The following is a 22,665-nucleotide window of genomic DNA, read 5'->3' on the forward strand; positions in this document are numbered from 1 at the left end:
GTCCGCCGGCCGTCACGGACAATGGGCCCGTGCACTACTGCGTTCTCGGCACCACCCGGGCACTCCGCGACGACGGCACGGCCGTCGCCCTCGGCGGGGCGCGGCTGCGCGCCCTCCTCACCGTCCTCGCGCTGCGCCCCGGGCGGACCGTTTCAGCAGGGGCCCTCGTCGACGAGGTGTGGGACGGCGACCCTCCCGCCGACGCCGCCGGTGCGCTCCAGGCCCTCGTGGGACGGCTGCGGCGCGCGCTGGGCCACGGCGCCGTCGAGTCCGCGGAGGGCGGCTACCGGCTCGCCGCCGCGCCGGACGCCGTGGACCTGTACCGGTTCGAGCGGCTGGCGGGGGAGGGGAGCCGGGCCCTGGAGGACGGCGACGCGGAGAACGCCCTCGCCGCCCTGGGGGAGGCGCTCGCCCTGTGGAACGGGCCCGCCCTCGCCGATCTTCCCGACCGGGCGGCGGCCGCGTCCCGCTGGGAGGCCCGCAGGCTCGACGCCCGGCGGGCCTCGCTCGGGGCCCTCCTGGCCCTCGGCAGGCCGGGGGAGGCGCTGCCGGAGCTGGCCGTGCTCTGCGACGCCCGTCCGCTCGACGAACCGTTGCAGGCGCTGCGCATCAGGGCCCTGCGGGACACCGGACGCCCCGCCGAGGCGCTGGCCGCGTACGAGGAGGTGCGCACCCTGCTCGACGACCGGCTCGGCACCGCGCCCGGCCCGGCCCTGCGCGCCCTGCACGCCGAACTGCTCCACCAGGAGCCGCCGTCCGGCCCGGAACCGTCCCCTCGCCGGGAACCGCCGCTCCACCGGGGGGCGTCGTCCCGCCAGGCCCCGGCGCCCCCCAGGCCCGTCCCGGGCAACCTCCGGGCCCGGCTCACCAGTTTCGTCGGGCGGGACACCGACATCGCCGCCCTGCGCGAGGACCTCGGCCGCTCCCGGCTCGTCACGCTGCTCGGCCCCGGCGGCGCGGGCAAGACCCGGCTGTCCCAGGAGGCCGCCGAGGCCGCTTCCGAGGCGTGGCCCGAGGGCGTCTGGCTGGCCGAGCTGGCCCCCGTCGACGACCCGGACACCGTGCCCGAGGCGGTCCTGACCGCGCTCGGCGCCCGCGAGACCGTGCTGCGCGGCGCCGGGGCCGAGGAGCTGCGGGCCACCGACCGGGCCGCCGCCGACCCCCTCGTACGCCTCACCGAGCACTGCGCGCCGCGCCGGATGCTGCTCCTGCTGGACAACTGCGAGCACGTCATCGGCGCGGCCGCCGCCCTGGCCGACCACCTCCTCGCCCACTGCCCGCAGCTGACGATCCTCGCGACCAGCCGTGAACCGCTGGGCGTACCGGGGGAGTCGGTGCGCCCCGTCGACCCGCTGCCCGACCCGATGGCGCTGCGGCTGCTCGCCGAGCGGGGGGCGGCGGCCCGGCCCGGCTTCCGTACCGACGCGGACGGGGCGACCGCCGCCGCCTGCGCCGAGATCTGCCGCCGACTGGACGGGCTGCCGCTCGCCATCGAACTGGCCGCCGCCCGGCTGCGGATGCTCACCCCGCGTCAGATCGCCGACCGGCTCGACGACCGCTTCCGCCTCCTCACCAGCGGCAGCCGTACCGTGCTGCCCCGCCAGCAGACCCTGCGCGCGGTGGTCGACTGGTCCTGGGAGCTGCTGGACGCCGCCGAACGCGCCGTGCTGCGCCGCCTCTCCGTCTTCGCCGGGGGCTGCTCGCTGGCCGCCGCCGAGGAGGTCTGCGCCCTGCCCGAACCGGCCGACGGCGTCACCGTGGACTCCCTCGACGTCGCGGCCCTGCTCGGCTCCCTCGTCGACAAGTCGCTCGTGGTCGCCGCGCCCGGCGGGGACGGCGAGATGCGCTACCGGCTGCTGGAGACGGTCGGCGAGTACGCGGCCGAGCGCCTGGCGGACGCCGCCGAGCGCGGCGCCGTCGAACACCGTCACCTGGTCCACTACCGGGAGCTGGCCCGCCGCACCGGACCCAAGGTGCGCGGCGCCGGGCAGCGCGACGCGATCGCGGTCCTCCAGCGCGAGTACGAGAACCTGCGCACCGCGCTCCGCCACGCCGTCGCCGCCCGGGACGAGCACGAGGCGCTGTGCATCGTGCTGTCGCTGGCCTGGTACTGGATGCTGCGGGACCTGCGCTCGGACGCCGGTCAGTGGAGCGCGTCCGTGACGGCGCTCGGCCCCGACCCCTTCGCCGCGCCCGGCGGCCGGGCCCCGGCGCTCCTGGAGCGGCCCATCGACCGGCCGCCGCCGATGGACGACGAACAGCTCGCGGAGGCGCGGCGCGGGGCGGCCCTCCTCCAACTGGCCGGGGCGGACCACGCGATCAGCACCTGGTCGACTCCCGAGGGCAAGGAGCGGCTGAGGATCGTCGCGGACACCTACCGGCCCGGCATGCCGCAGACCTGCCGACTGCCCGGAACGCTGTGGCTGTTCGCGATCATGCTCACCGGCGACCAGGACCGGCTGAACGCGGTGCTCGACGAGACGGTCCGGGCCTCGCGGGTGCACGGCGGCGAGTGGGAGCTGGGCTCCGCGCTCCACACCCGCGCCAACATCCGGTCCAACAGCCCCGAGCGGGTGGCGGACGCGCGCGCCGACGCCGACGAGAGCCTGGAGATCTACACGCGGCTCGGCGACGACTGGGGCGCCGCCGAAGCCCTTTCCGCCCGGGGCGAGGCCAACGAGCAGGCCGGCGACTTCCCGGCGGCCCTGGACGACTACCGGGAGGCCGTGGAGTACGCGCGGAAGATCGGCGCCCAGAGCCAGGCGGCGCTGCTGCGGGCCCGGTACGCCGGAGCCCTCATCGAGCTCGAACGGCTCCCGGAGGCCGAGGCCATCCTGCGTGACGTCACCAACGGCCGGCTGTCGGGCCATGAGGCGACGCCGATGGCCCGTATGCATCTGGCGTTCGTCCTCGGGCTCCAGGGCCGGGTGGGCGAGGCCCGGCAGCAGGCGCATCTGGTCCGGGAGGACTTCAAGGACCGCGATGTCGCCGTCTTCGGCGGTTTCGTCCACGGCGTGCTGGCCTGGCTGGACAACCTCGACGGCGACCACGCCTCCGCGCTCTCCAACGCGCTGACCGCGCTGGAGAGCGCGCGGGAGCCGCTGTCGATGATGGTGGCCCCGCAGATGCCGTCGGCCCATCTGACGGCCGCCGCCCAGGCGCTCGCCGGGTTCGGCGGCGCCGACGCGGCGCGGGACGCCGCCCGGCTGCTCGGGTTCCAGGAGACGCTCCTGCCGAAGGGGCACGTGCCGACGGTGATGGAGCGCCGCAACCTGGAGCTCACCGAGCGGGCCGCCCGGGACCGGCTCGGCGACGACGCGGCGTACGAGGCGGCGTACGGACAGGGCGGCGGCCTCACCCTCGACGAGGCCACCGCCCTGGCGGAGACGTACCGGCGGGCGCACCCGCCGGAGTGACGGGGCGGCCGGCGTCGCGTCCGCGGTGACGCGACGCCCCCGCGTTCACGCCTTCCTGCGGAACCTGGACACCGCCAGCGGGGCCATCACCGCGGTGATGGCGGCGGCCCAGGCGAGCGTCATCCAGACCGCGTCCGCGACCGGACCGCCCATCATCAGGCCGCGTACCGCGTCCGCGAGGTTGGACAGCGGGTTGTAGTCCGTGAACGTCCGCAGCCAGCCCGGCATGGTCGTCGGCGGGGCGAAGATGGAGGACCCGAACTGCAGCGGCATCAGCACCAGCATCCCCATCCCCTGGACCGCCTGGGCCGTCTTCATGGCCAGCCCCAGCACGATGAAGATCCACATGACGGCGGCGCCGAACACCGCCGACAGGGCCACGGCCCCCAGGAGGCCGAGCACCGACGTGCCCAGGGTCATGCCGAGGGCGAAGCCCATCGCGAGCAGGATGGCGAGCGCGACCGTCATCCGGCCCAGCTCGACCACGATCTTGGCGATGAGCACCGAGGAGCGGGCGATCGGCATCGTCCGGAACCGGTCCATGACGCCCTTGCGGAAGTCGTCGTTGACGCCGGTGCCCACGGCCATGGCGATGTTCATGCCCATCATCGCCATCAGCCCGGGGACCAGGTAGTTCAGGTAGTCCTGCCGGCCCCCGCCGAGGCTGCCGCCGACCGAGCCGCCGAAGACGTACACGAACAGCAGCGTGAAGACGATCGGCATCAGAAGGACGTCGAACATCGACTCGGGGTCCTTCTTGATCTGGAGCAGGTTGCGCCGCGCCAGGGCCCCGATGTGCCGGAGGTGGGACCGCAGCCCGATCCGGCCCTCCTCGGCCGCCGGCCGTGCCGGGGTGGCGCCCGCGGAGCCGGCGGGTGCGGGGGACAGGGTCGTGGTGCTCATACGGCGACCTCCTGGGGAGCCTGGTCGGAGAGGGAGGCGGCCTCGCCGCCGGTGATCGCGAGGAACACCTCGTCGAGGCTGGGCAGGGCGGTGGAGACATGGGCGAGGGAGAAGCCGCGCACGCCCAGCAGCCCGATGACGGCGGTCAGCTGCCCGTCGCTGAGGATCGGCACGTACAACAGGCCCTCGTCCGGCACCGCCTGCGCACCGGCGACGCCGTCGAGCCCGGCCTCCCGGATCGCCTGCGCCATCGCGGCCAGCTCCGCCGGGTCCGACGGCCGGATCTGGAGCGTGCGCCCGCCGACCTTCGCCTTCAGCTCGTCGACCCCGCCCCGGGCGATGATCCTGCCGCGGTCGATCACGGTCAGCTCCTCGGCCAGCTGCTCCGCCTCCTCCATGTACTGCGTGGTCAGCAGGACGGTCGCGCCCTCGGCGACCATCCGCTGCACCTCGTCCCACACCTCGTTGCGGGTCCGGGGGTCGAGCCCCGTCGTCGGTTCGTCCAGGTAGAGCACGGAGGGGCTGCCGATCATGGAGGCGGCCAGGTCGAGCCGGCGGCGCATCCCGCCGGAGTACTCCATGCAGGCCCGCTTGGCGGCCCCGGTGAGCGAGAACCGCTCCAGCAGCTCGTCGGCGCGGGCCCTCGCCCGCTTGCGGGGCAGATCGAGCAGCCGCCCGATCATGTAGAGGTTCTCCCGGCCGGAGAGCTTCTCGTCGACCGAGGCGTACTGCCCGGTGAGGCCGATGGTGCGGCGGAGCTGCCGGGGCTGCTTCACCACGTCGTACCCCGCGACGACCGCACGGCCGGCGTCGGGCGTGATCAGGGTGGCCAGGCAGCGTACGAGGGTGGTCTTCCCCGCCCCGTTGGGGCCGAGCACACCGAGGACGGTGCCTTCGCGGACGTCGAGGTCCACGCCGTCCAGGGCCTTGGTCGCGCCGTAGTGCTTGACCAGCCCCCGCACCTCGACGGCGTTCCGGCCGCTGCCGGGATTCTTGTCGATTCGTTCCATGGCCACCAGCAGACCAGCGCCCGCCGACAGACCGCCGACACGGGCGCCGCACGCGCGACAGCCCGCCGATGGGGGATGTCGGCGGGCTGTCGGTGGTGCGGGAAATGGCTGGTGGCCGCTGCGAGGGCCCGGGGCCCGGCCGCTCAGTGGAAGGTGTGCTCCGCCGCCGGGAACGCGCCCCCGACGACCTCCTCCGCGAACTCCTTCGCCGCGTCGCCGAGCACCTGGCGCAGATTCGCGTACTGCTTGGTGAAGCGCGGCACCTTGCCACCGGTCAGCCCGACCATGTCGGTGTAGACGAGCACCTGCGCGTCGGTCGCAGACCCCGCGCCGATGCCGACGGTCGGGATGTGCAGCGTACGGGTGACCTCGGCGGCCAGCTCGGCGGGGACCAGCTCCAGCACGACGGCGAACGCGCCCGCGTCCTGCACCGCCTTGGCGTCGCGCAGCAGCTGCTGGGCGGCCTCCTCGCCGCGCCCCTGGACCCGGTAGCCCATCGCGTTGACGGACTGCGGGGTGAGGCCGATGTGGCCCATGACCGGGATGCCGGACTCGACCAGCAGCCGGATCTGCTCGTGGGACCGCTCGCCGCCCTCCAGCTTGACCGCCCCGACGCCCGCCTCCTTGATCAGCCGGGTGGCGTTGCGCAGCGCCTGGACGGGGCCCTCCTGGTACGAGCCGAAGGGCAGGTCCCCGACGATCAGGGCGCGCCGGGTGCCGCGGACGACGGCGGCGGACAGCATGGCGATCTCGTCCATCGTGACCGGCACGGTGGTCTCGTAGCCGAGGTGGCAGTTGCCCATCGAGTCCCCGACGAGCATGACCGGGATGCCGGCCTCGTCGAAGACGGACGCGGTCATCGCGTCGTAGGCGGTGAGCATGGGCCACTTCTCGCCGCGCTCGGTGGCGGCGGCGATGTCGTGGACGGTGATGCGGCGGGTGGACTTCCCTCCGTACAGCGCCTTGCTGCTGTCGGCGGACGCGCCCGCGGAGGAGGACTGGTGCTGTTTCCGTGCAGCCTGAAGCGACATGGCCGGTGGCTCCTTCGTCATCTCGAGGCGCCCTGACGGCGTCCCCGGATCCTTTCCATGGTGGCATCCCGCCCCGCCCCTCGGGAAGTGGGCCCGCGCACGGGGCCGGGCCGCCGGAGGAGGCGCCCCGCCCGAGTGTGCTCGTTCTGTCACAAGGCCGCGCACCCCGCCGCGGCCCGGAACCCCCGGTCCCGTCCCGGTCGTCCTGCCTTCCGTACGGGCTCTCCGTACGCGTCGTCGGATGCCGGGCGGGCCGGTGGGCCGTCCGGCCGACGGGCCCGCGGGCGGGGTCGGCGGCGGGAAAGGGGCCCCTCATCGCCTAGGGTCGGGAACGCGGCGATGTGCAGGGCAAGGCAGTGAGGACAGCGCGATGGTGCAGGCGTACGGAGCGGACACGGACAACGGCAGCGCGGAGCAGCCCGGAGCCCGCGATTCCCGCTTCCGGGCCCTGGGGCGGCGTCTGAGGAACGACCGGGGCCTCTGGCGGCGCGGCATCGTGCTCGCCCTCTGCTCGGTCCTGTTGACCCTGCTGATGGGCGTCCACGCGCGGATCCCCAACCGCCTGGGCAACCTCGGCAGCCTCGTCGAGACGTTCCTGCCGTGGGTCGCGCTCCTCATCCCCGTCCTGCTGGTCCTGGCCCTGGTGCGGCGCTCCGCGACCGCCCTGGTGGCGCTGCTGCTGCCCGTCGTGGTCTGGCTCAACATGTTCGGCGGGCTGATCACCGACAAGTCCGGCTCCGGCGGCGGCCTCACCGTCGCCACCCACAACGTCAACGCCGACAACCCCGACCCCGCGGGCACCGCCCAGCAGGTCGCCGGTTCCGGCGCGGACGTCGTGGCCCTCCAGGAACTCCCGGGCCGGCAGGTCGCCACGTACGAGAAGTCGCTGGCCGGCCGCTACCCGTACCACGCGGTCCAGGGCACCGTGGGCCTGTGGAGCAAGTACCCGCTGGCCGAGACCAGGCCCGTCGACATCAAGATGGGCTGGACCCGGGCGATGCGCTCCACGGTCGCCACCCCCGAGGGCGAGGTCGCGGTGTACGTCGCTCACCTGCCGTCCGTCCGCGTGAAGATGCACGCCGGGTTCACCGCCAACCAGCGCGACGACAGCGCCGACGCGCTCGGCGAGGCCATCGCCCGCGAACGGGTGGCGCGCGTCGTCCTGCTCGGCGACCTGAACGGCACCATGAACGACCGGTCGCTGAACGCGGTCACCGCGCAGATGCGCTCCACCCAGGGTGCGGCGGGCGACGGGTTCGGCTTCAGCTGGCCCGCCTCGTTCCCGATGGCCCGGATCGACCAGATCATGGTCAAGGGCGTCGAGCCGAAGGCGTCCTGGACCCTGGCGGCGACCGACAGCGACCACCTCCCGATCGCGGCGCGCGTGGAGCTGTGACGGCGATCGCACACGCGCAACCAGACGTTCACCGCAGGGCATAAATCGTCTGCGACAATTTGTTCCAGTCGAATACATAACGAAGACCCAGCCGTCGCCCGGCGTCCCTCCGAGGCGGCGGCTCTTCGTTCCGCCCCTGGTTCCGAGTGATCGCGAAAGGCCCCCTCCCCATGCCCCTGGCCCTCCTCGCCCTGGCCGTGAGCGCCTTCGGCATAGGCACGACGGAGTTCGTCATGATGGGGCTGCTCCCCAATGTGGCGGACGACCTGGACACGTCCGTGCCCACCGCCGGATACCTCGTGTCGGCGTACGCGATCGGCGTCGTCCTCGGTGCGCCTCTGCTCACCGGCCTCGGCTCGCGCATCCCGCGCAAGAAGATGCTGCTGCTCCTGATGGCAGTCTTCACCGTCGGCAACCTGGCCTCCGCGCTCGCCCCGGACTTCGGCTGGCTGATCGCGGGCCGCCTGCTCGCCGGACTGCCGCACGGCGCGTTCTTCGGCGTCGGCGCGGTCGTCGCCGCCCGGCTGGTCACCGAGGGCCGTCAGGCGCGGGCCGTCGCGACGATGTTCCTCGGCCTGACCGTGGCCAACATCGTCGGCGTACCCGCCGCCACGCTGCTCGGCCAGCACCTCGGCTGGCGCGCCACCTTCCTCGTGGTCGCGGCGATCGGCCTCGCCGCGATGGCGGCCCTCGCCCGCCTGGTACCCCACATCCCGGTCGAGGCGCACCAGGACGTCCGCCGCGAGGTGCGCGCTCTCGGCAACCGCCAGGTGGTCCTCGGCCTCCTCACCGCCGTCTTCGGCTTCGCCGGCGTCTTCGCGGTGTACGCGTACCTCTCGACCATGACCACGAAGGCGATGGGCTTCGGCGAGTCCGCCGTCACCCCGGTCCTGGCCCTCTTCGGCATCGGCATGACCCTGGGCGCCCTGGCCGCGGGCCCTCTCACGGACCGGGCGCTGCGCCCGACCCTGTACGGATCGCTGGGCGCCCTCGCGGTGGTCCTGGCGGTCTTCCCGTTCGTGGTGCACGTGCGGTGGGCGGCGCTGGTGCTGGTGGTGCTGCTGGGGGCGGTGGGGTTCATGACGACGACCCCGCTCCAGATGCTGGTCATGAACAAGGCGAAGGACGCCCCCACCCTGGCCTCCGCCTCCAACCACTCCGCCTTCAACCTGGCCAACGCGGGCGGCGCCTGGCTGGGCGGCGCGGCCATCGCGGCCGGCTGGGGCTGGACCTCCCCGGCCCCGGTGGGCGCGGCGCTCGCGGTGATCGGCCTGGCGCTCGCGGTGACGGCGGGCCGCCTGGACCGGGGGCCGGGGCGGAAGTCCCGCGTGGTGGCGGCCCACCCGGCCCGTCCGGCGTTCGAGGAGAAGGCGGCCACCGACGCTCTCCGTCCGTGACCGCCCACCCGCCTACGACGACTCGCGCCACCGGTTGGTGATCGGCAGCCGCCGGTCCTTCCCGAACCCCTTGGGCGAGATCTTCGTCCCCGGCGGGTACTGCCGCCGCTTGTACTCCGCCGTATCGACCATCCGCAGCGTCTTCGCCACCAGCTCCGCGTCGAACCCGGCCGCGACGATGGCGTCCATCCCCTGGTCCCGGTCCACGTACAGCTCCAGGATCGCGTCCAGCACCTCGTAGTCCGGCAGCGAGTCCGTGTCGACCTGCCCCGGCCGCAGCTCCGCGCTCGGCGGCTTGGTGATCGACGCCTCCGGGATCGGCGGGACCTGGCCCCGCTCCTCGGCCGCCCGGTTGCGCCACTTCGCCAGCCGGAAGACCGACGACTTGTACACGTCCTTGATCGGCCCGTACGCGCCGACCGCGTCCCCGTACAGCGTGGAGTAACCGACCGCCAGCTCGGACTTGTTGCCCGGCGCCAGCACGATCTGCCCCTCCTGGTTGGAGATGGCCATCAGCGTCGTACCGCGCAGCCGGGCCTGGAGGTTCTCCTCCGCGAGCCCGGTGAGCTCCAGCGACCCCATGTACGCGTCGAACATCGGCGCGATCGACACCGTACGGAAGTTGAGCCCGGTGCGCCGCGCCAGCTCGGCCGCGTCGCCCTTGGAGTGGTCCGAGGAGTACTTCGACGGCATGGAGACGCCGTACACGTTCTGCGCGCCGAGCGCATCGCAGGCGATGGCCGCGCAGATCGCGGAGTCGATGCCGCCGGAGAGCCCGATCAGCACACTGCTGAAACCGTTCTTCGCGGCGTACGCGCGCAGCCCGACCACGAGGGCGGAGTAGATCTCCTCCTCGTCCTCCAGCCGTTCCGCGTACCCGCCCGCCAACTCCGGCTCGTACGGCTCCACGGGACGGTCGGAGAGCACCACGTGATCGATGCGCAGCCCGTCGTCCACCACGCCCGAGGGCGGTTCGGGGGCCGCGGCGGGCAGCTCCAGGTCGAGGATGACGCTGCCCTCGGAGAACTGCGGGGCGCGGGCGATGACCTCGCCCTCCTTGTCGACGACGATCGAGTCGCCGTCGAAGACCAGCTCGTCCTGCCCGCCGATCATCGCCAGGTACGCCGTGGTGCAGCCGGCCTCCCGGGCCCGCTTGCGGACCAGCTCCAGCCGTGTGTCGTCCTTGTCCCGCTCGTACGGCGAGGCGTTGATGGAGAGCAGCAGCCCGGCGCCGGCGGAGCGGGCCGCCGGGACGCGCCCGCCGTCCTGCCACAGGTCCTCGCAGATCGCGAGGGCCACGTCGACGCCCCGGACCCGCACGACGGGCATCGAGTCGCCCGGCACGAAGTACCGGAACTCGTCGAACACCCCGTAGTTCGGCAGGTGGTGTTTGGCGAAGTCGAGCGCGATCCCGCCGCGGTGCAGCACGGCGGCGGCGTTGCGCGGGGAGCCGGCGGGCTGCCCGTAGCGCACCGCGGCGTGCTCGGAGCGGTCCAGGTAGCCGACGACGACCGGCAGTTCGCCGAAGCCCTCCGCGTCGAGCCGGGCGGCCAGCGCGCGCAGCGCCTGACGCGAGGCCTCGACGAAGGACGACCGCAGGGCCAGGTCCTCGACGGGGTATCCGGTCAGCACCATCTCGGGGAACGCCACAAGGTGGGCGCCCTGCTCGGCGGCGTGCCGGGTCCAGTGGACGATCGCCTCCGAGTTGCCGGTGAGGTCGCCGACGGTCGAGTCGATCTGATTCAGTGCGAGGCGTAGTTGAGGCACGGGCGCCAGTGTAATCGTCTTTCTGACGCAATGCCTCGGCGGCCCGGGCAAAATGTGCCCGGGCCCACCGAAGCCACAGGTCAAGGCAGCTTTCCCTCCTCGACCCGCGGTACGCCGGGAGGGTGGCCCCGAAGTGTCAGGCCCGGTACCCGAACACCGTCATCATCCCCGCCTCCGCGTGGTAGACGTTGTGGCAGTGGACCATCCACAGCCCCGGGTTGTCGGCGTCGAACTCCACCGTCAGCGACCGGTGCGGCAGCACGATCGCGGTGTCCTTGCGGGCCCCGGCGGCGTTCCCGCCGAGCGCGAAGGTGTGCCCGTGGAGATGGAGCGGGTGCCACATGGCCGTCGCGTTGTCGAAGACCAGCCGCACCCGCTCGCCCGCCTCCACCGGCCGCCGCTCCTTCGCGTCGTACGGCCGCCCGTCGAAGGCCCAGTCGTAGGCGGCCATCCCGCCGGTCAGCCGCATCCGGATCGTCCGGTCCGGCGCCCGGCCGCTCAGCGCCACCGACGGGTCCGGGGCCAGCCGCCCCGCCTCCACCAGCTTCCCGTCCAGCTCGGCGGGGCGTACGGAGGCACCGGGCGCGGCCCCGCCCCCGGTCCGCAGCACGGCGAGGGCGGACGCGTTCTTCCCCTCGGCCAGCGCGGTCAGCGGGAAGACCCCGTCCCCGGCGGTGGTGAGGACGTCGTACCGCTCGCCCATCCCCAGCAGCAGCGCGTCCCCCGTGGTGTGCCGGACCGGGAACCCGTCGGTGTGCGTCACGGTCAGCCGGTGTCCGCCGAGCGCGACCCGGAAGGCGGTGTCGCCGCCGGCGTTGATGATCCGCAGCCGGACACGGTCGCCGGGCCGCGCGGAGAAGACGGCCGGATCCTGCGGCAGCCGCCCGTTGACGAGGTAGTACGGGTAGGCCACGTCACCGGCGTCGCCCCCGAGCAGCTCGCTGCGGGCCCCCATCATCATCCGCGAGGGCCCGCCCCGGTCCGCTTCCTCCGCCCCGCTGTCGCCGGACATGGTGTGCGCGCCGTGGTCCATCCCGCCGCCCATGCCGCCGGACAGCTCCTCCAGGACGGCGTCCGGAGTGGACCCCTCCACCCCGTCGACCCAGTCGTCGAGGACGACCACCCACTCCTTGTCGTACGCCAGCGGCTCCTTCGGGTCCTCCACGATCAGCGGCGCGTACAGCCCCCGGTCCTGCTGGACGCCGGAGTGCGGGTGGAACCAGTACGTCCCCGGGTGCGGCACGGCGAACCGGTAGGCGAAGCCGGCCCCCGGCCCGATGCTCCGCTGGGTCAGCCCGGGGACCCCGTCCATGTCGTTGCGCAGGGCGAGCCCGTGCCAGTGCAGAGAGGTGGGCTCGGGCAGGTGGTTGGCGAGGGTGAGCGCGAGCGTGTCGCCCGCCGTCACCCGCACCTCGCGCCCCGGCAGCCGGTCCCCGTACGCCCAGGAGGCGACGGTCCGTCCGCCGCCGAGGTCGAGCCGGGTGCGGGCGGCGGTGAGGGAGACCTCGCGCACGGGGCCGGAGCCCCGCGCCGCCTCGGCCGCCCGGACCTCCTCGCCGTGGGGGGAGACGTACGGGCCGGATTCCCGCGCCGCTCCGGGCGCGTGCGTACCGCCGTGATCGCCGCCGCCGTCGGAACAGGCGGCGAGCGCTCCGGTTCCGGCGGCGGCGAGGGCTGCGCCGAGGACGGCGCGTCGGGTGGGTCGTGCGGACATGCTGAAGACACCTCTGGCGTGCTGGTGGTTCGGGAAGAGGAAAGGGGCGGAGGTGGGACGCCCCTCCTACACGCGCAGCACCGAGACGGCGGCGAGGACCGGTATCGGGGGTGGCGGATTCGGTCGCGGAGCCCGCAGGAGACCCGCGCCCGCCGGTGTGCCCGGGGGCCGCCCGTCGGCGCGGAGGCCGAGCAGCAGCCGGGCGGCGAGGAGGGCGAGCCCCCAGCCGCCGAGGACGGCGAGGCAGACGGAGAGCGGATCCATGCCGCTGGGGGGAGCCCCGGCGTCCGAGGCGGGGGAGCCGTGGGACGGCGGGCGCGGCGCGTCGACGCCGGACGGAGCCGGCACCGCCTCCCGGGCTCCGGCGGTCGTGTGGCCGGCCGCCGCGTGCCCGGCGGCCACGACGGCCTCCGCCGGGAAGGCGGGACCGTCGTGGCCGCCGGGCAGCGCGGCCGACGAGGAGGACGGGCCGCCGTGGTCGGCCGGATGCCCGACCGTGTGCATGGTGACGATGCCGAACAGCAGCGCGGCGAACAGCACCAGCTGCCCGTACGTCACGCCCCTGCTCCGCAGCTCACCCGCCATACGGGTCACCCTACCCCCGCCGGGTATACGGGCAGGCGTCGGCCCGACCGCTCCGCCCCCGCCCTCCGCACCGCCGGGCCATGGCCGGAGGCGGGACGGGTGGAACAGCGGCCGGCAGGGGGCCGGGCGGAACAGCGGGCGGAACAGGGAGCCGGCCGGAACAGCGGGCGGCCGCCGGGGTGCCGACGCCCCGCCGGCTCCGCCCGCTCCGGTTCACCCGTGCCCCGATGTCTCAGCTGCGGGAATACACCTTCTCCGCCCAGCCGGCGATCTGCTCCTCGGTCAGGTGCTGCGCCAGGTCGGCCTCGCTGATCATGCCGACCAGCTTCTTGTTCTCGACGACGGGCAGGCGGCGGATGCGATGGGTCTGCATCTCCTCCAGGACCGCCTCCACACCGGCCCCCGCATCGATCCAACGGGGCGTGCCCTGCGCGAGATCGCCCGCCGTGACCTTGGCCGGGTCGTGGCCCTTGGCCACACAGCCGACCACGATGTCGCGGTCGGTGATGATGCCGACCATCCGGTCCGAGTCGCCGTTGGCCGAGACGGGCAACGCGCCCACGTTGTGCTCGCGCATCAACTGCGCCGCACGGTCCAGCGTCTCGTGGGCCGGGATCCAGCGGGCCCCGCTGTGCATGATGTCTTTGGCGGTCGTCATGGGGGATTTCCTCCTGCGTGCCGATGGCACTGCCGTACGGCCCCGAGCGCCACCCATCGTCACCGGCCCGCCGGGGCGGCGCGACCGCACTCGCCCGTTCGGGTGCACGACGCCTCCACCGCCCACCGTGACCCCGGGGAACCCCGTCCCGCGGAGGCCGTGAAGGCCGGGAAGCGGCCCGCGGACCCCCGTACGTCAACGGGCCGGAAACCGGCCGCGACCCGGCTGCCGGGCCCGGGTGCGACGGCCGCCGACCGCCGGGGGTGGCCGCGTGCTCCCTCTCACACCGGGTGCGTAATGTGGGTGAAATCCCGGGTCGTGATACTGGCAGTGTCCCCCTACCCCGGGCGGTGGTGCACGGACCGTCTGAACTGCAAGGATGTGGCAATGGACAAGCAGCAGGAATTCGTCCTCAGGACCCTTGAGGAGCGCGACATCCGCTTCGTGAGGCTGTGGTTCACCGACGTCCTCGGGTTCCTCAAGTCCGTCGCCGTCGCCCCGGCCGAGCTGGAGCAGGCATTCGACGAGGGCATCGGCTTCGACGGTTCGGCGATCGAGGGCTTCGCGCGGGTCTACGAGTCGGACATGATCGCCAAGCCGGACCCGGGCACGTTCCAGATCCTGCCCTGGCGCGCGGAAGCCCCGGGCACCGCGCGGATGTTCTGCGACATCCTGATGCCGGACGGATCCCCCTCCTTCGCGGACCCGCGCTACGTGCTGAAGCGCATCCTCGCCAAGACCTCGGACCTCGGCTTCACCTTCTACACCCACCCCGAGATCGAGTTCTTCCTGCTGAAGAACAAGCCGGTCGACGGCACCCGCCCGACCCCGGCGGACAGCTCCGGCTACTTCGACCACACGCCGCAGAACGTGGGGATGGACTTCCGCCGCCAGGCGATCACGATGCTCGAATCGATGGGCATCTCGGTCGAGTTCAGCCACCACGAGGGCGCGCCGGGCCAGCAGGAGATCGACCTGCGGTACGCGGACGCGCTCTCCACGGCGGACAACATCATGACGTTCCGCCTGGTGATGAAGCAGGTGGCGCTGGAACAGGGCGTGCAGGCCACGTTCATGCCCAAGCCCTTCTCGGAGTACCCGGGTTCGGGCATGCACACCCACCTCTCCCTCTTCGAGGGCGACCGCAACGCCTTCTACGAGTCGGGCGCGGAGTACCAGCTCTCCAAGGTCGGCCGCTCCTTCATCGCCGGACTGCTGCGGCACGCCGCGGAGATCTCCGCCGTCACCAACCAGTGGGTCAACTCCTACAAGCGCATCTGGGGCGGCTCCTCCCGTGCGGCCGGCGCGGGCGGCGAAGCCCCCTCGTACATCTGCTGGGGCCACAACAACCGCTCCGCCCTCATCCGCGTCCCGATGTACAAGCCGGGCAAGACCGGCTCCGCCCGCGTCGAGGTCCGCTCGATCGACTCGGGCGCCAACCCGTACCTCACGTACGCGGTCCTGCTCGCCGCCGGACTCAAGGGCATCGAGGAGGGCTACGAACTCCCGGCCGGCGCCGACGACGACGTCTGGGCCCTCTCCGACGCCGAACGCCGCGCGATGGGCATCGAACCGCTCCCGCAGAACCTGGGCGAGGCGATCTCCCTGATGGAGAAGAGCGAACTGGTCGCCGAGACGCTGGGCGAGCACGTCTTCGACTTCTTCCTCCGCAACAAGAAGCAGGAGTGGGAGGAGTACCGCAGCGAGGTCACGGCCTTCGAGCTGAAGAACCTGCTGCCGGTGCTGTAGCGCGGGCCGGAAGCAGGACGGCTCCGGAACGGGGGCGGGCCGGCGGCGGACTGCCGACGGGCCGCCCCCGTTCCCGTCGCCCTGGGCCGCCGGTGGGCCGGTCGGCGTCGAGGAAGGCCCTGCGCGCCCCGTCGACGTCCACCGAGCGCGGGCCGCCCCGCCGACGTGTCTTCTCCCCGCTCCGGATCGGCATGGACCATGGGGAGGCTCTGCCCTTAGCCTGACCCTCGTTCGAAGATCAACATGTCGGGCGGGTTCTCGGAACGCCGCTCGCAGGGGGCGTGCCGTGCACGGCAGGGGGAGTGCGTGATGTCAGGCAGAGCAGGGCTCGTGAGGACGCTGGCGGGGGTCGGACTCGTCCTGGGGGTGATCGGGTCCATCACCGCCTGGTTCCTGTCGTTCGAGGGGTATCTGCCGGGCGACTCCATGGTGCGGGCCTGGGCCACCCCGAAGGACCGGCCCGGTGATGACGAGGCCAACGGAAGTTGGGTCGTGGGGGACGTCGCCGTCCGCAGCCGGTTCGACGCGGTGACCGGTTTCGGCATCGCCGAGGGGGAGGACGGGAAGAAGCGCTGGGAGTTCGTACCGCCCGGCCGCTCGCAGATCTGCGGGAGCGCGCCCCGCGCGGACGAGGGGGTCCTCCTGGTCGCGTACGGCACGGAGAGCGGGGCCGCCGCCGGAGTGAGCGGCACGCCCGCTCCGCCGGGCAGGGGTAAGGGCTGTGGGACCGTCCTCGCCTTCGACGTCAAGGACGGGCGGGAGCTGTGGAGCGCCCCGCGGGCCGTCTCGGACGGCAGGTTCCCCGGGGACGGGTTCCTGGAGGCGGGGGGCGGTCTGGCGTTGATCCACGACGAACGGACCGACCAGGAGGCGCGGGCGCCGGGCGCCAACCGTTCCCTGCGCGCCCTCGACCTCCGCACGGGCAAGGCCCGTTGGACGGCGGCCGTCCCCGGCACGTGCGGGGTGTGGGACACGGTCGTGGGCAAGGAACAGGTCCACGCCGTGCTGGCCTGCGGCGAGGAGAACGCGGACGGTCCGGACTCCCTCGGCGGCGGGGACGTCGAGCTGACGGCGGCTGCCTTCGACCGCACCACCGGCGCCCTGCGGTGGAACGTTCCCATCGACGCCCGCCGCCCCGTGCCCACGGACGCCGGCGTGGTCATCGAGTCGGCCGACCCCTTGGTGCTGAGGGTCGCGCGGTCCTCGAACGGCAACTCGGGCGAGGAGACGGGGGCGTTCGTCGCCTTCGACCAGAACGGACGTCCTCGGCCGGGCGTCGAACTCAGCGGCGACTACGGCCAGATCGACGCGGCGGAGGTCGTCGGTGAGCGGATGTACGCACTGGCGTGGACGTATCACAAGGGGCGGCACTACCGGTTGATCGCCTTCGACCTGAAGACCGGCGAAGAGGTGTGGAACGAGGAGTTGGACGAGCCCGCGGCCGGGCTGACCGTGCGGGGCGACCGGATCAACGTGCTGTGCGAGTGGTCGACCCAGTCCAGCGCCATCACCGAGCTGCTCGTGTACGACGCCGGGAACGGGGAGGAACTCGACGAGCGCCATTTCCGTGAGGAGGCGCCCAGCGGTCACTTCTTCGAGCACGACGGTCGGATCATTGTCACCGGCGCGGCCGGGGGCCATGCCTTCACCGCGTTCGAGCGCTGGTGAGGACGGCTTTCTCCTGCCGCCTGACAGGCCGCCGCCCGAGGCGCGCGTCCTCGGCCCCGACCGTCCGGAGCCGGGGCCGGGGCCGCGGCGCCCAGGTCAGTACTGGTGACCCGGCCAGTGCGGGTCCTCCCAGCGATCCGGTCCGCTGAGGCCGATCAGGCGGATGCGGTGCAGCAGCGTCCCGCAGCCGTCCCGGGTGCGCAGCCGCGTCGGGGCGTGGCGGACGAGCCAGGTGGAGAGTTCGCCGCGCAGCCCGCTCTCGTCCTCATCGTTCCAGGCGTCCCACGGCAGTTGATCGCCCAGCAGCCCGTACTCCCACGCGGCGGCGGCCTCCCTCAGGTGCCGGTCGGACACCTCGTCGTCGACCGACTCCCATACGGTGAGCCAGGGAACCGCCGTGCCCGCCGCCTCGGCGCACAGGGACAGCAGTTCGTGCGCGGGCACGGCGGGTGCCGGGTCCAGGAGGTTCTGGGCCCACCACGCGTGCAGGAACTCCCGGACAGCAGCGCTCTGTTGCGCGGGCCACCGCTGCCAGTTGCCCCGGGCGAACGAGCGGCCGACCTCGTACATGCCGAACATCGGCTCCACCTCGCCGCGGACCAACGCCCGGGCGAACTGGGGCAGGATCCGTCGCAGCACCGCTCCGTGGTCGTCCCAGTCGGGGGCGTCCCAGGTGCGGCGGAGGAGATCCGGGGCGAGGGGCACGCCGGGGGCCTTCAGCAGCGCCAGCTCCTCCGGGCTGCCCCAGTGACACTCGCACTGGACCTCGCCGGGGTGCGCGGTCATGCCGCGGAAGGTGACGGCCAGCCCGTCCAGGGCGCGGTCGAGCCGGGGCCGGGTGGGGGTGGTGTCGGGAAGCATGGTGATCGCAGCCTCGGGGTACTCCAGCGGGCTTCCGCCTGCCGAAGATCGCCACCTTACGCGGCAGGGCCGACCGGGCCGCCGGGGGCGTCCCTTGGCCTGTACCCGCTCCGCGCCCGTACCGTCGCGGGACGGTACGGGCGCGGGGAGGAGTGGCGCGCCGGAGGACGAGCGGGGCCCTACACCGGTGGCGTTCCCGGTGGGGACGGGGCCGGGGGCGGGTGGGGCAGCGGGGGGCCGGGGTCCGGCGGGGTTTTCGGGGGGCCGCTGCCGTGTCTGCCGTCGTTCGCGAGCCTGCGCGTGGTCAGGCCGTAGACGCCGAGGGGCGGGAACAGGTCGACGCGGCGCGGGTAGCCGCCCTCGGCGCAGTCCTCGCAGAGCAGGTCGCGGCCGGCGGGGGTGTGCCGGGCCACGGCGACCGGGGCGGACCAGCACGCCTCGCAGGTGCGGACGTCGGTCGGGGAGAGGGCGATCATGCGGGCCTCCCGGGCGCTGCCGGTAAGGCCGGACGGGTGTCGCGCATCAGGTGCCTCCGTCGTGGGTGGGGCTGATGGGGTCGGCGGGGTCGAGGCGGTCGGTGGGGCCGGCGGGGCTCATCTGCGGGTGTCCCGCCAGGCGCGGACCAGCCGGGTGGCGTCGGGGCAGTTCACGCCGGTCCGGCAGGCGGTGCAGGTCGTCGTGTGGCCGAGCAGGGCGCGGTAGGCCGTGTCGGAGGATTCGGTCGTGTTCACGTTCGCCTCTCTGCTGATCTCGGCCCAGACGTATTCGGAGGTGCGGGTCAGCCTGTGCCCGTAGCGGTCCGCCGTGGCCAGGGCGGCTAGCACGGCCGCGTGGGCGGCCTCACTCAGCTCGGCGGGGAGATCGGCCTCCACGCGGAAGGCGTCCGGCTCGGCGAACGCACGCGGTTCGGTGCCCGTGGCGGCGGCGAGCATGCCGGTCAGCGCCGCAACCCGCGCTTGTGCAGAGCGCACACTTCTCCCCCGGGGCCTCTCGTTACTCCATGTAATGCTGAGTATTCAGCTTCAACCTGATGGGTTAGCTTTGTCAACAGCGACGCCCATATCGACGCCGAACACACGGAGCTGCTCAAATGCCACGTGATAAGTCGTACTTGAAGGTGGCGGACGAGCTGCGGGCTCGCGTGCGGGCCGGTGAATGGGCGGTCGGGGAGAAGCTGCCGTCCCGGGCGCGGTTCGCCGAGGAGTTCGGGGTCGGCCGGTCCGTGGCCCAGCGGGCCATGGAGCACCTGATCGTCGAAGGCATCCTGGAAGGCCGCGCCGGTTCGGGCACGTACGTCCGGCGGCCCCGCGAGCGTCGGCGCATGATCCGCTCGCGCCACAGCGAGCAGCGCGGTGCCGGCCCCTTCGCCTCGAACATGAAGGAGCTCGACCACGAGGCGGAGTGGGAGTGCACCAGCGCGGCGCGCGTTCCCGCGACGGAGGACATCGCCGAACGGCTGGCGATCGAGCCCGGCGACCCCTGCGTCGTGACGGACTACGAATTCCTCGCCGACGGCATGCCCGTGCAACTGGCCAAGAGTTGGGAGCCGATGGCCATCACGGACGGCACGCCGGTCCTGCTCCCGGAGATGGGCCCGCGCGGCAAGATCGGCGTCGTCGAGCGCATGCGGTCCATCGGCGTGGACATCGCCACCGGCATCGAACTGGTCCGCCCGGCCCGTGCGACGAGGGAACAGGCCAACCTGCTCGGGATCTCCGTGGGCGACCTGGTCATCGCGATCGAGCGCACGTACTTCGACGACGAGGGCCGCCCCGTGGAGACCGCCGACATCGTCGTGCCGGACATCCGGTGGGAGATCGCCTACGAGATCCGCGTGAAGCGTCCGGAGTCCTGAGGCCCCCGCCCCCTCGCGGCCTGAGGAAAGGGCCGCTGCGCCGGGCACCGGGGCGGGTGGCGGGGTCGGGGCTGCCGGCCCGGCGCCGGGCGGGTGGTCTTCGGCCCGGACGGCTCGCACGGGCGGCGGGGTCCGGGGTCCGGGAGGGGCCGCCCCCTACGCGAACCCCCGCCCCATCTCGTCCAGGATCTCGTCGATCACCGCCGCCGGTTCGCGGGCCAGGTCCTCCTCGATCCACATGCGCATCGCGATCCGGAGCGAGGAGAGGAAGCCCGCCGCCAGGACGATCGGGCGGACCGGGGCCGAGGTGGGGCCGGGACGGGCGGCCACCGCTTCCGCCAGGTCGCGTTCCAGGGCGGCGTGGTTGGCCAACTGGCGTGCCAGCAGCGAAGGGTGACGCATCGCCAACCGGGTGCGGATCGCCCACTCGCGCTCCGGAGGCGCCACCCGGTCCGCGAACTGGGCCACCGCCGCGCGCAGGGCGGGCCAGGCCGGCTCGTCCGCCGGGCGGTCGCGCACCGTGCGGACCAGGGCCCTGATCTGCTGCTCCTCGCCGTAGAGGAGGGCGTCCTCCTTGTTGGTGAAGTAGTTGGAGAACGTTCTGCGGGAGATCCCGGCCGCGTCCGCCACCGCCTCGACCGTCACCTGGTCGAAGCCGTGTTCCACCGTCAGGCGCAGGGTCGCCTCGTGCACGGCCTGCCGAGTGGCTTCCTTCTTGCGTTCCCGGAGCCCCGGGCCCGCGGCGCTGCTGTCCATGCCCGCATTATCCCCCGGGGGCAGAATAGTTGCGCAGTGGGCAAAATTGCGCAGTGTGCATGTATGGTGAAGCCTTCTCCCTCTCGTACAGGCGTGCCCGTACCCGTGCAGCAGTCCGGCGCGGGCGGCCCCGTACGGGTCTCGTACGACCATTTCCGGAGGTTGCGCGTGAGCGCAGCAGAGACCGCCGCCCCGGCCGGGGCCCCCGCCGCACCCATGGACCACCGGCACGTCCTGCGCGCCCTGAGCGGGCTGCTCATCGTGCTGTTCGTGGCGATGATCAGCAGCACCGTGGTCTCGGTCGCGCTCCCGCAGATCATCGGATCGCTCGACGGCACGCAGTCGCAGTACACCTGGGTCGTCACCGCGACCCTGCTCGCCTCCACGGCCTCCACCCCGATCTGGGGCAAGCTCGCCGACCTGTTCAGCAAGAAACTGCTGCTTCAGGTGGCCATCGGTCTCTTCGTCGTCTCCTCGGTCGCCTGCGGGTTCGCCCGGTCCACCGAGCAGCTCATCGCCTTCCGCGCCGTCCAGGGGCTCGGCATGGGCGCGCTCCAGGTGCTGGTCCAGGTGATCATCGCCGCGATGATCAGCCCGAAGGAGCGCGGGCGCTACAACGGCTACCTCGGCGGGGTCATGGCCGTCGCCACCGTCGGCGGACCGCTCCTCGGCGGGTTCATCACCGACGCCTCCTGGCTCGGCTGGCGCTGGTGCTTCTTCGTCGCCGTGCCCTTCACCCTGCTCGCCTCCGTGATCCTCGGCCGCACCCTGCACCTCCCCGAGGTCCGCCGGTCCGACGCCAAGGTCGACTACCTCGGCGCCGCGCTCATCGCGGCCGGGGTCAGCCTCCTGCTGCTCTGGGTCACCTTCGTCGGCGACGACTTCGACTGGCTCTCCTGGCAGACCGCCCTCATGGCCGGCGGCAGCGTGCTGATCCTCGCCGCGGCCGTCCTCGTCGAGGGCCGGGTCAAGGAGCCCGTCGTCCCGCTCCACGTCGTCCGCCGCCGGGACCCCGCCCTCGCCATCGTCGCCAGCCTCGCGGTCGGCATGGCCATGTTCGGCGGCGCGGTCTTCCTCGGCCAGTACTTCCAGATCGGCCGCGGCTACTCGCCCACCGAGGCGGGCCTCCTCACCATCCCGCTGATGGCGGGCGTGCTCGTCTCCTCGACCGTCGCCGGACGCCTCGTCTCCACGACCGGCAAGGTCAAGCCGTTCATCGTCGCCGGGGTGGTCGTCCTCGCCGCCGGTTTCCTCGGGCTCTCCTTCATCGACCACGAGACCTCGCTCGTGATGGTGTCGCTGGGGATGCTCGGCGTCGGCGTCGGGGTCGGCATGTCGATGCAGAACCTCGTCCTCGTCCTCCAGAACACCGTCCCGCTCAGCGAGATCGGCGCGGCCAGCGGCGCGATCACCTTCTTCCGCTCCCTCGGCGGCACCATGGGCGTCTCGGTGCTCGGCGCGGTCCTCGCCCACCAGGTCTCCGTCAAGATCACCGACGGGCTGACCGGGCTCGGCGTCGACCCCTCCGCCACCGGCTCCGGAGGCTCCACCCTCAACCTCGCCGCCATGCCGCCCGAGGTCCAGGAGATCGTCCGGGCCGCGTACGGGGACGCCACCGGCCACATCTTCCTCATCTCCGCCGGCATCGCGGTGGTCGGCGTCGTCGCCTCCCTGTTCCTGACGCCCACCAAGCTGCGGGACAGCGTCGACCTGTAGGCGGCGCGAGGAGCGAAGCCGGCGCTCCGACGGCCCGCCCCCGTGCCCGGACCGGGTGCGGGGGCGGGCTGTTGTACTGTTACGACCCCGCGCAGGCCGCCCCCGGGCAGGCCCGCGCACCACCCCCGTGCACCACGGGGGCCGACGCGATCGAACCAGGAGGTGAGACCCATTACCGCTGGA

The 22,665-nt window shown here is 73.2% G+C and carries 18 protein-coding genes; 7 read left to right on the plus strand and 11 right to left on the minus strand.

The window, feature by feature from the left end; all coding sequences use genetic code 11:
• The first annotated feature begins 29 nt into the window (after positions 1–29).
• Positions 30–3,416 carry an AfsR/SARP family transcriptional regulator gene (locus tag ACH4K1_RS09150; protein WP_398087961.1) on the plus strand — a complete coding sequence of 1,129 codons (3,387 nt, stop codon included), beginning with the start codon at positions 30–32 and terminating at the stop codon, positions 3,414–3,416.
• A 45-nt stretch (positions 3,417–3,461) separates the two neighbouring features.
• On the opposite strand, the gene ACH4K1_RS09155 is transcribed toward ACH4K1_RS09150, so the two are convergent.
• From ACH4K1_RS09155 to panB, 3 genes are all read right to left on the minus strand, one after another.
• Entirely contained in the window at positions 3,462–4,319 is an 858-nt protein-coding gene (locus ACH4K1_RS09155) for an ABC transporter permease (protein WP_398087963.1), read from the minus strand.
• Positions 4,316–5,329, minus strand: a complete 1,014-nt coding sequence (locus ACH4K1_RS09160; protein ID WP_398087964.1) for an ATP-binding cassette domain-containing protein — start codon at positions 5,327–5,329, stop codon at positions 4,316–4,318. Before ACH4K1_RS09160 ends, ACH4K1_RS09155 begins: the two co-directional genes overlap by 4 nt.
• Positions 5,330–5,472: 143 nt before the next feature.
• Entirely contained in the window at positions 5,473–6,360 is an 888-nt protein-coding gene (gene panB, locus ACH4K1_RS09165) for a 3-methyl-2-oxobutanoate hydroxymethyltransferase (RefSeq protein ID WP_398087966.1), read from the minus strand.
• A 370-nt stretch (positions 6,361–6,730) separates the two neighbouring features.
• Between panB and ACH4K1_RS09170 the strand changes: the two genes are divergently transcribed.
• Together ACH4K1_RS09170 and ACH4K1_RS09175 are read left to right on the plus strand one after the other, a co-directional pair.
• The gene (locus ACH4K1_RS09170; RefSeq protein WP_398087968.1) at positions 6,731–7,756 is read left to right on the plus strand and encodes an endonuclease/exonuclease/phosphatase family protein; all 1,026 of its coding nucleotides are present in this window, start codon (positions 6,731–6,733) and stop codon (positions 7,754–7,756) included.
• Positions 7,757–7,926: 170 nt separating this feature from the next.
• The gene (locus tag ACH4K1_RS09175; RefSeq protein ID WP_398087969.1) at positions 7,927–9,153 is read left to right on the plus strand and encodes an MFS transporter; all 1,227 of its coding nucleotides are present in this window, start codon (positions 7,927–7,929) and stop codon (positions 9,151–9,153) included.
• Between the two features lie 12 nt (positions 9,154–9,165).
• On the opposite strand, the gene ACH4K1_RS09180 is transcribed toward ACH4K1_RS09175, so the two are convergent.
• From ACH4K1_RS09180 to ACH4K1_RS09195, 4 genes are all read right to left on the minus strand, one after another.
• Positions 9,166–10,920 carry an NAD+ synthase gene (locus ACH4K1_RS09180; RefSeq protein WP_398087971.1) on the minus strand — a complete coding sequence of 585 codons (1,755 nt, stop codon included), beginning with the start codon at positions 10,918–10,920 and terminating at the stop codon, positions 9,166–9,168.
• 136 nt (positions 10,921–11,056) lie between these two features.
• Positions 11,057–12,634 (minus strand): multicopper oxidase family protein, encoded by a 1,578-nt coding sequence (locus tag ACH4K1_RS09185; RefSeq protein ID WP_398087973.1) that lies wholly within the window; start codon positions 12,632–12,634, stop codon positions 11,057–11,059.
• Between the two features lie 66 nt (positions 12,635–12,700).
• Positions 12,701–13,219 carry a hypothetical protein gene (locus tag ACH4K1_RS09190; protein WP_398087975.1) on the minus strand — a complete coding sequence of 173 codons (519 nt, stop codon included), beginning with the start codon at positions 13,217–13,219 and terminating at the stop codon, positions 12,701–12,703.
• Between the two features lie 232 nt (positions 13,220–13,451).
• Positions 13,452–13,877: a CBS domain-containing protein gene (locus ACH4K1_RS09195; protein ID WP_398087976.1), complete on the minus strand. Its 426-nt coding sequence runs from the start codon at positions 13,875–13,877 to the stop codon at positions 13,452–13,454.
• 387 nt (positions 13,878–14,264) lie between these two features.
• Here ACH4K1_RS09195 and glnA point away from each other — a divergent pair, with 387 nt between their 5' ends.
• Both glnA and ACH4K1_RS09205 read left to right on the plus strand, forming a co-directional pair.
• Positions 14,265–15,626: a type I glutamate--ammonia ligase gene (gene glnA, locus ACH4K1_RS09200; protein ID WP_030191465.1), complete on the plus strand. Its 1,362-nt coding sequence runs from the start codon at positions 14,265–14,267 to the stop codon at positions 15,624–15,626.
• Positions 15,627–15,935: 309 nt separating this feature from the next.
• The gene (locus ACH4K1_RS09205; RefSeq protein ID WP_398087978.1) at positions 15,936–17,294 is read left to right on the plus strand and encodes a PQQ-binding-like beta-propeller repeat protein; all 1,359 of its coding nucleotides are present in this window, start codon (positions 15,936–15,938) and stop codon (positions 17,292–17,294) included.
• A 96-nt stretch (positions 17,295–17,390) separates the two neighbouring features.
• Here ACH4K1_RS09205 and ACH4K1_RS09210 read toward each other — a convergent pair whose 3' ends face one another.
• The 3 genes from ACH4K1_RS09210 to ACH4K1_RS09220 all read right to left on the minus strand — a co-directional run bounded on the left by ACH4K1_RS09210 (position 17,391) and on the right by ACH4K1_RS09220 (position 19,087).
• Positions 17,391–18,155: a hypothetical protein gene (locus ACH4K1_RS09210; protein WP_398087980.1), complete on the minus strand. Its 765-nt coding sequence runs from the start codon at positions 18,153–18,155 to the stop codon at positions 17,391–17,393.
• Between the two features lie 179 nt (positions 18,156–18,334).
• The gene (locus tag ACH4K1_RS09215) at positions 18,335–18,631 is read right to left on the minus strand and encodes a hypothetical protein (RefSeq protein ID WP_398087981.1); all 297 of its coding nucleotides are present in this window, start codon (positions 18,629–18,631) and stop codon (positions 18,335–18,337) included.
• Between the two features lie 117 nt (positions 18,632–18,748).
• On the minus strand, positions 18,749–19,087 hold the full coding sequence (locus tag ACH4K1_RS09220) for a hypothetical protein (RefSeq protein ID WP_398088405.1): 339 nt from the start codon (positions 19,085–19,087) through the stop codon (positions 18,749–18,751).
• A gap of 158 nt (positions 19,088–19,245) precedes the next feature.
• Between ACH4K1_RS09220 and ACH4K1_RS09225 the strand changes: the two genes are divergently transcribed.
• Entirely contained in the window at positions 19,246–20,010 is a 765-nt protein-coding gene (locus ACH4K1_RS09225; protein ID WP_398087983.1) for a GntR family transcriptional regulator, read from the plus strand.
• A 156-nt stretch (positions 20,011–20,166) separates the two neighbouring features.
• On the opposite strand, the gene ACH4K1_RS09230 is transcribed toward ACH4K1_RS09225, so the two are convergent.
• Complete coding sequence (locus tag ACH4K1_RS09230) at positions 20,167–20,766, minus strand: TetR family transcriptional regulator (RefSeq protein WP_398087985.1); 600 nt, start codon at positions 20,764–20,766, stop codon at positions 20,167–20,169.
• 168 nt (positions 20,767–20,934) lie between these two features.
• Here ACH4K1_RS09230 and ACH4K1_RS09235 point away from each other — a divergent pair, with 168 nt between their 5' ends.
• Positions 20,935–22,482, plus strand: a complete 1,548-nt coding sequence (locus ACH4K1_RS09235; protein WP_398087987.1) for an MFS transporter — start codon at positions 20,935–20,937, stop codon at positions 22,480–22,482.
• Positions 22,483–22,665: the final 183 nt, after the last annotated feature.

Source organism: Streptomyces sp. NPDC017448 (assembly GCF_044330565.1).
GTDB lineage: Bacteria > Actinomycetota > Actinomycetes > Streptomycetales > Streptomycetaceae > Streptomyces.

Coding starts and splice junctions, on each gene's coding strand:
- ACH4K1_RS09155 (WP_398087963.1), bottom strand. CDS start 4,319: ATGAGCACCACGACCCTGTCCCCCGCACCCGCCGGCTCCGCGGGCGCC.
- ACH4K1_RS09160 (WP_398087964.1), bottom strand. CDS start 5,329: ATGGAACGAATCGACAAGAATCCCGGCAGCGGCCGGAACGCCGTCGAG.
- panB (WP_398087966.1), bottom strand. CDS start 6,360: ATGTCGCTTCAGGCTGCACGGAAACAGCACCAGTCCTCCTCCGCGGGC.
- ACH4K1_RS09170 (WP_398087968.1), top strand. CDS start 6,731: ATGGTGCAGGCGTACGGAGCGGACACGGACAACGGCAGCGCGGAGCAG.
- ACH4K1_RS09175 (WP_398087969.1), top strand. CDS start 7,927: ATGCCCCTGGCCCTCCTCGCCCTGGCCGTGAGCGCCTTCGGCATAGGC.
- ACH4K1_RS09185 (WP_398087973.1), bottom strand. CDS start 12,634: ATGTCCGCACGACCCACCCGACGCGCCGTCCTCGGCGCAGCCCTCGCC.
- ACH4K1_RS09190 (WP_398087975.1), bottom strand. CDS start 13,219: ATGGCGGGTGAGCTGCGGAGCAGGGGCGTGACGTACGGGCAGCTGGTG.
- ACH4K1_RS09195 (WP_398087976.1), bottom strand. CDS start 13,877: ATGACGACCGCCAAAGACATCATGCACAGCGGGGCCCGCTGGATCCCG.
- glnA (WP_030191465.1), top strand. CDS start 14,265: ATGGACAAGCAGCAGGAATTCGTCCTCAGGACCCTTGAGGAGCGCGAC.
- ACH4K1_RS09205 (WP_398087978.1), top strand. CDS start 15,936: ATGTCAGGCAGAGCAGGGCTCGTGAGGACGCTGGCGGGGGTCGGACTC.
- ACH4K1_RS09210 (WP_398087980.1), bottom strand. CDS start 18,155: ATGCTTCCCGACACCACCCCCACCCGGCCCCGGCTCGACCGCGCCCTG.
- ACH4K1_RS09215 (WP_398087981.1), bottom strand. CDS start 18,631: ATGATCGCCCTCTCCCCGACCGACGTCCGCACCTGCGAGGCGTGCTGG.
- ACH4K1_RS09220 (WP_398088405.1), bottom strand. CDS start 19,087: ATGCTCGCCGCCGCCACGGGCACCGAACCGCGTGCGTTCGCCGAGCCG.
- ACH4K1_RS09225 (WP_398087983.1), top strand. CDS start 19,246: ATGCCACGTGATAAGTCGTACTTGAAGGTGGCGGACGAGCTGCGGGCT.
- ACH4K1_RS09230 (WP_398087985.1), bottom strand. CDS start 20,766: ATGGACAGCAGCGCCGCGGGCCCGGGGCTCCGGGAACGCAAGAAGGAA.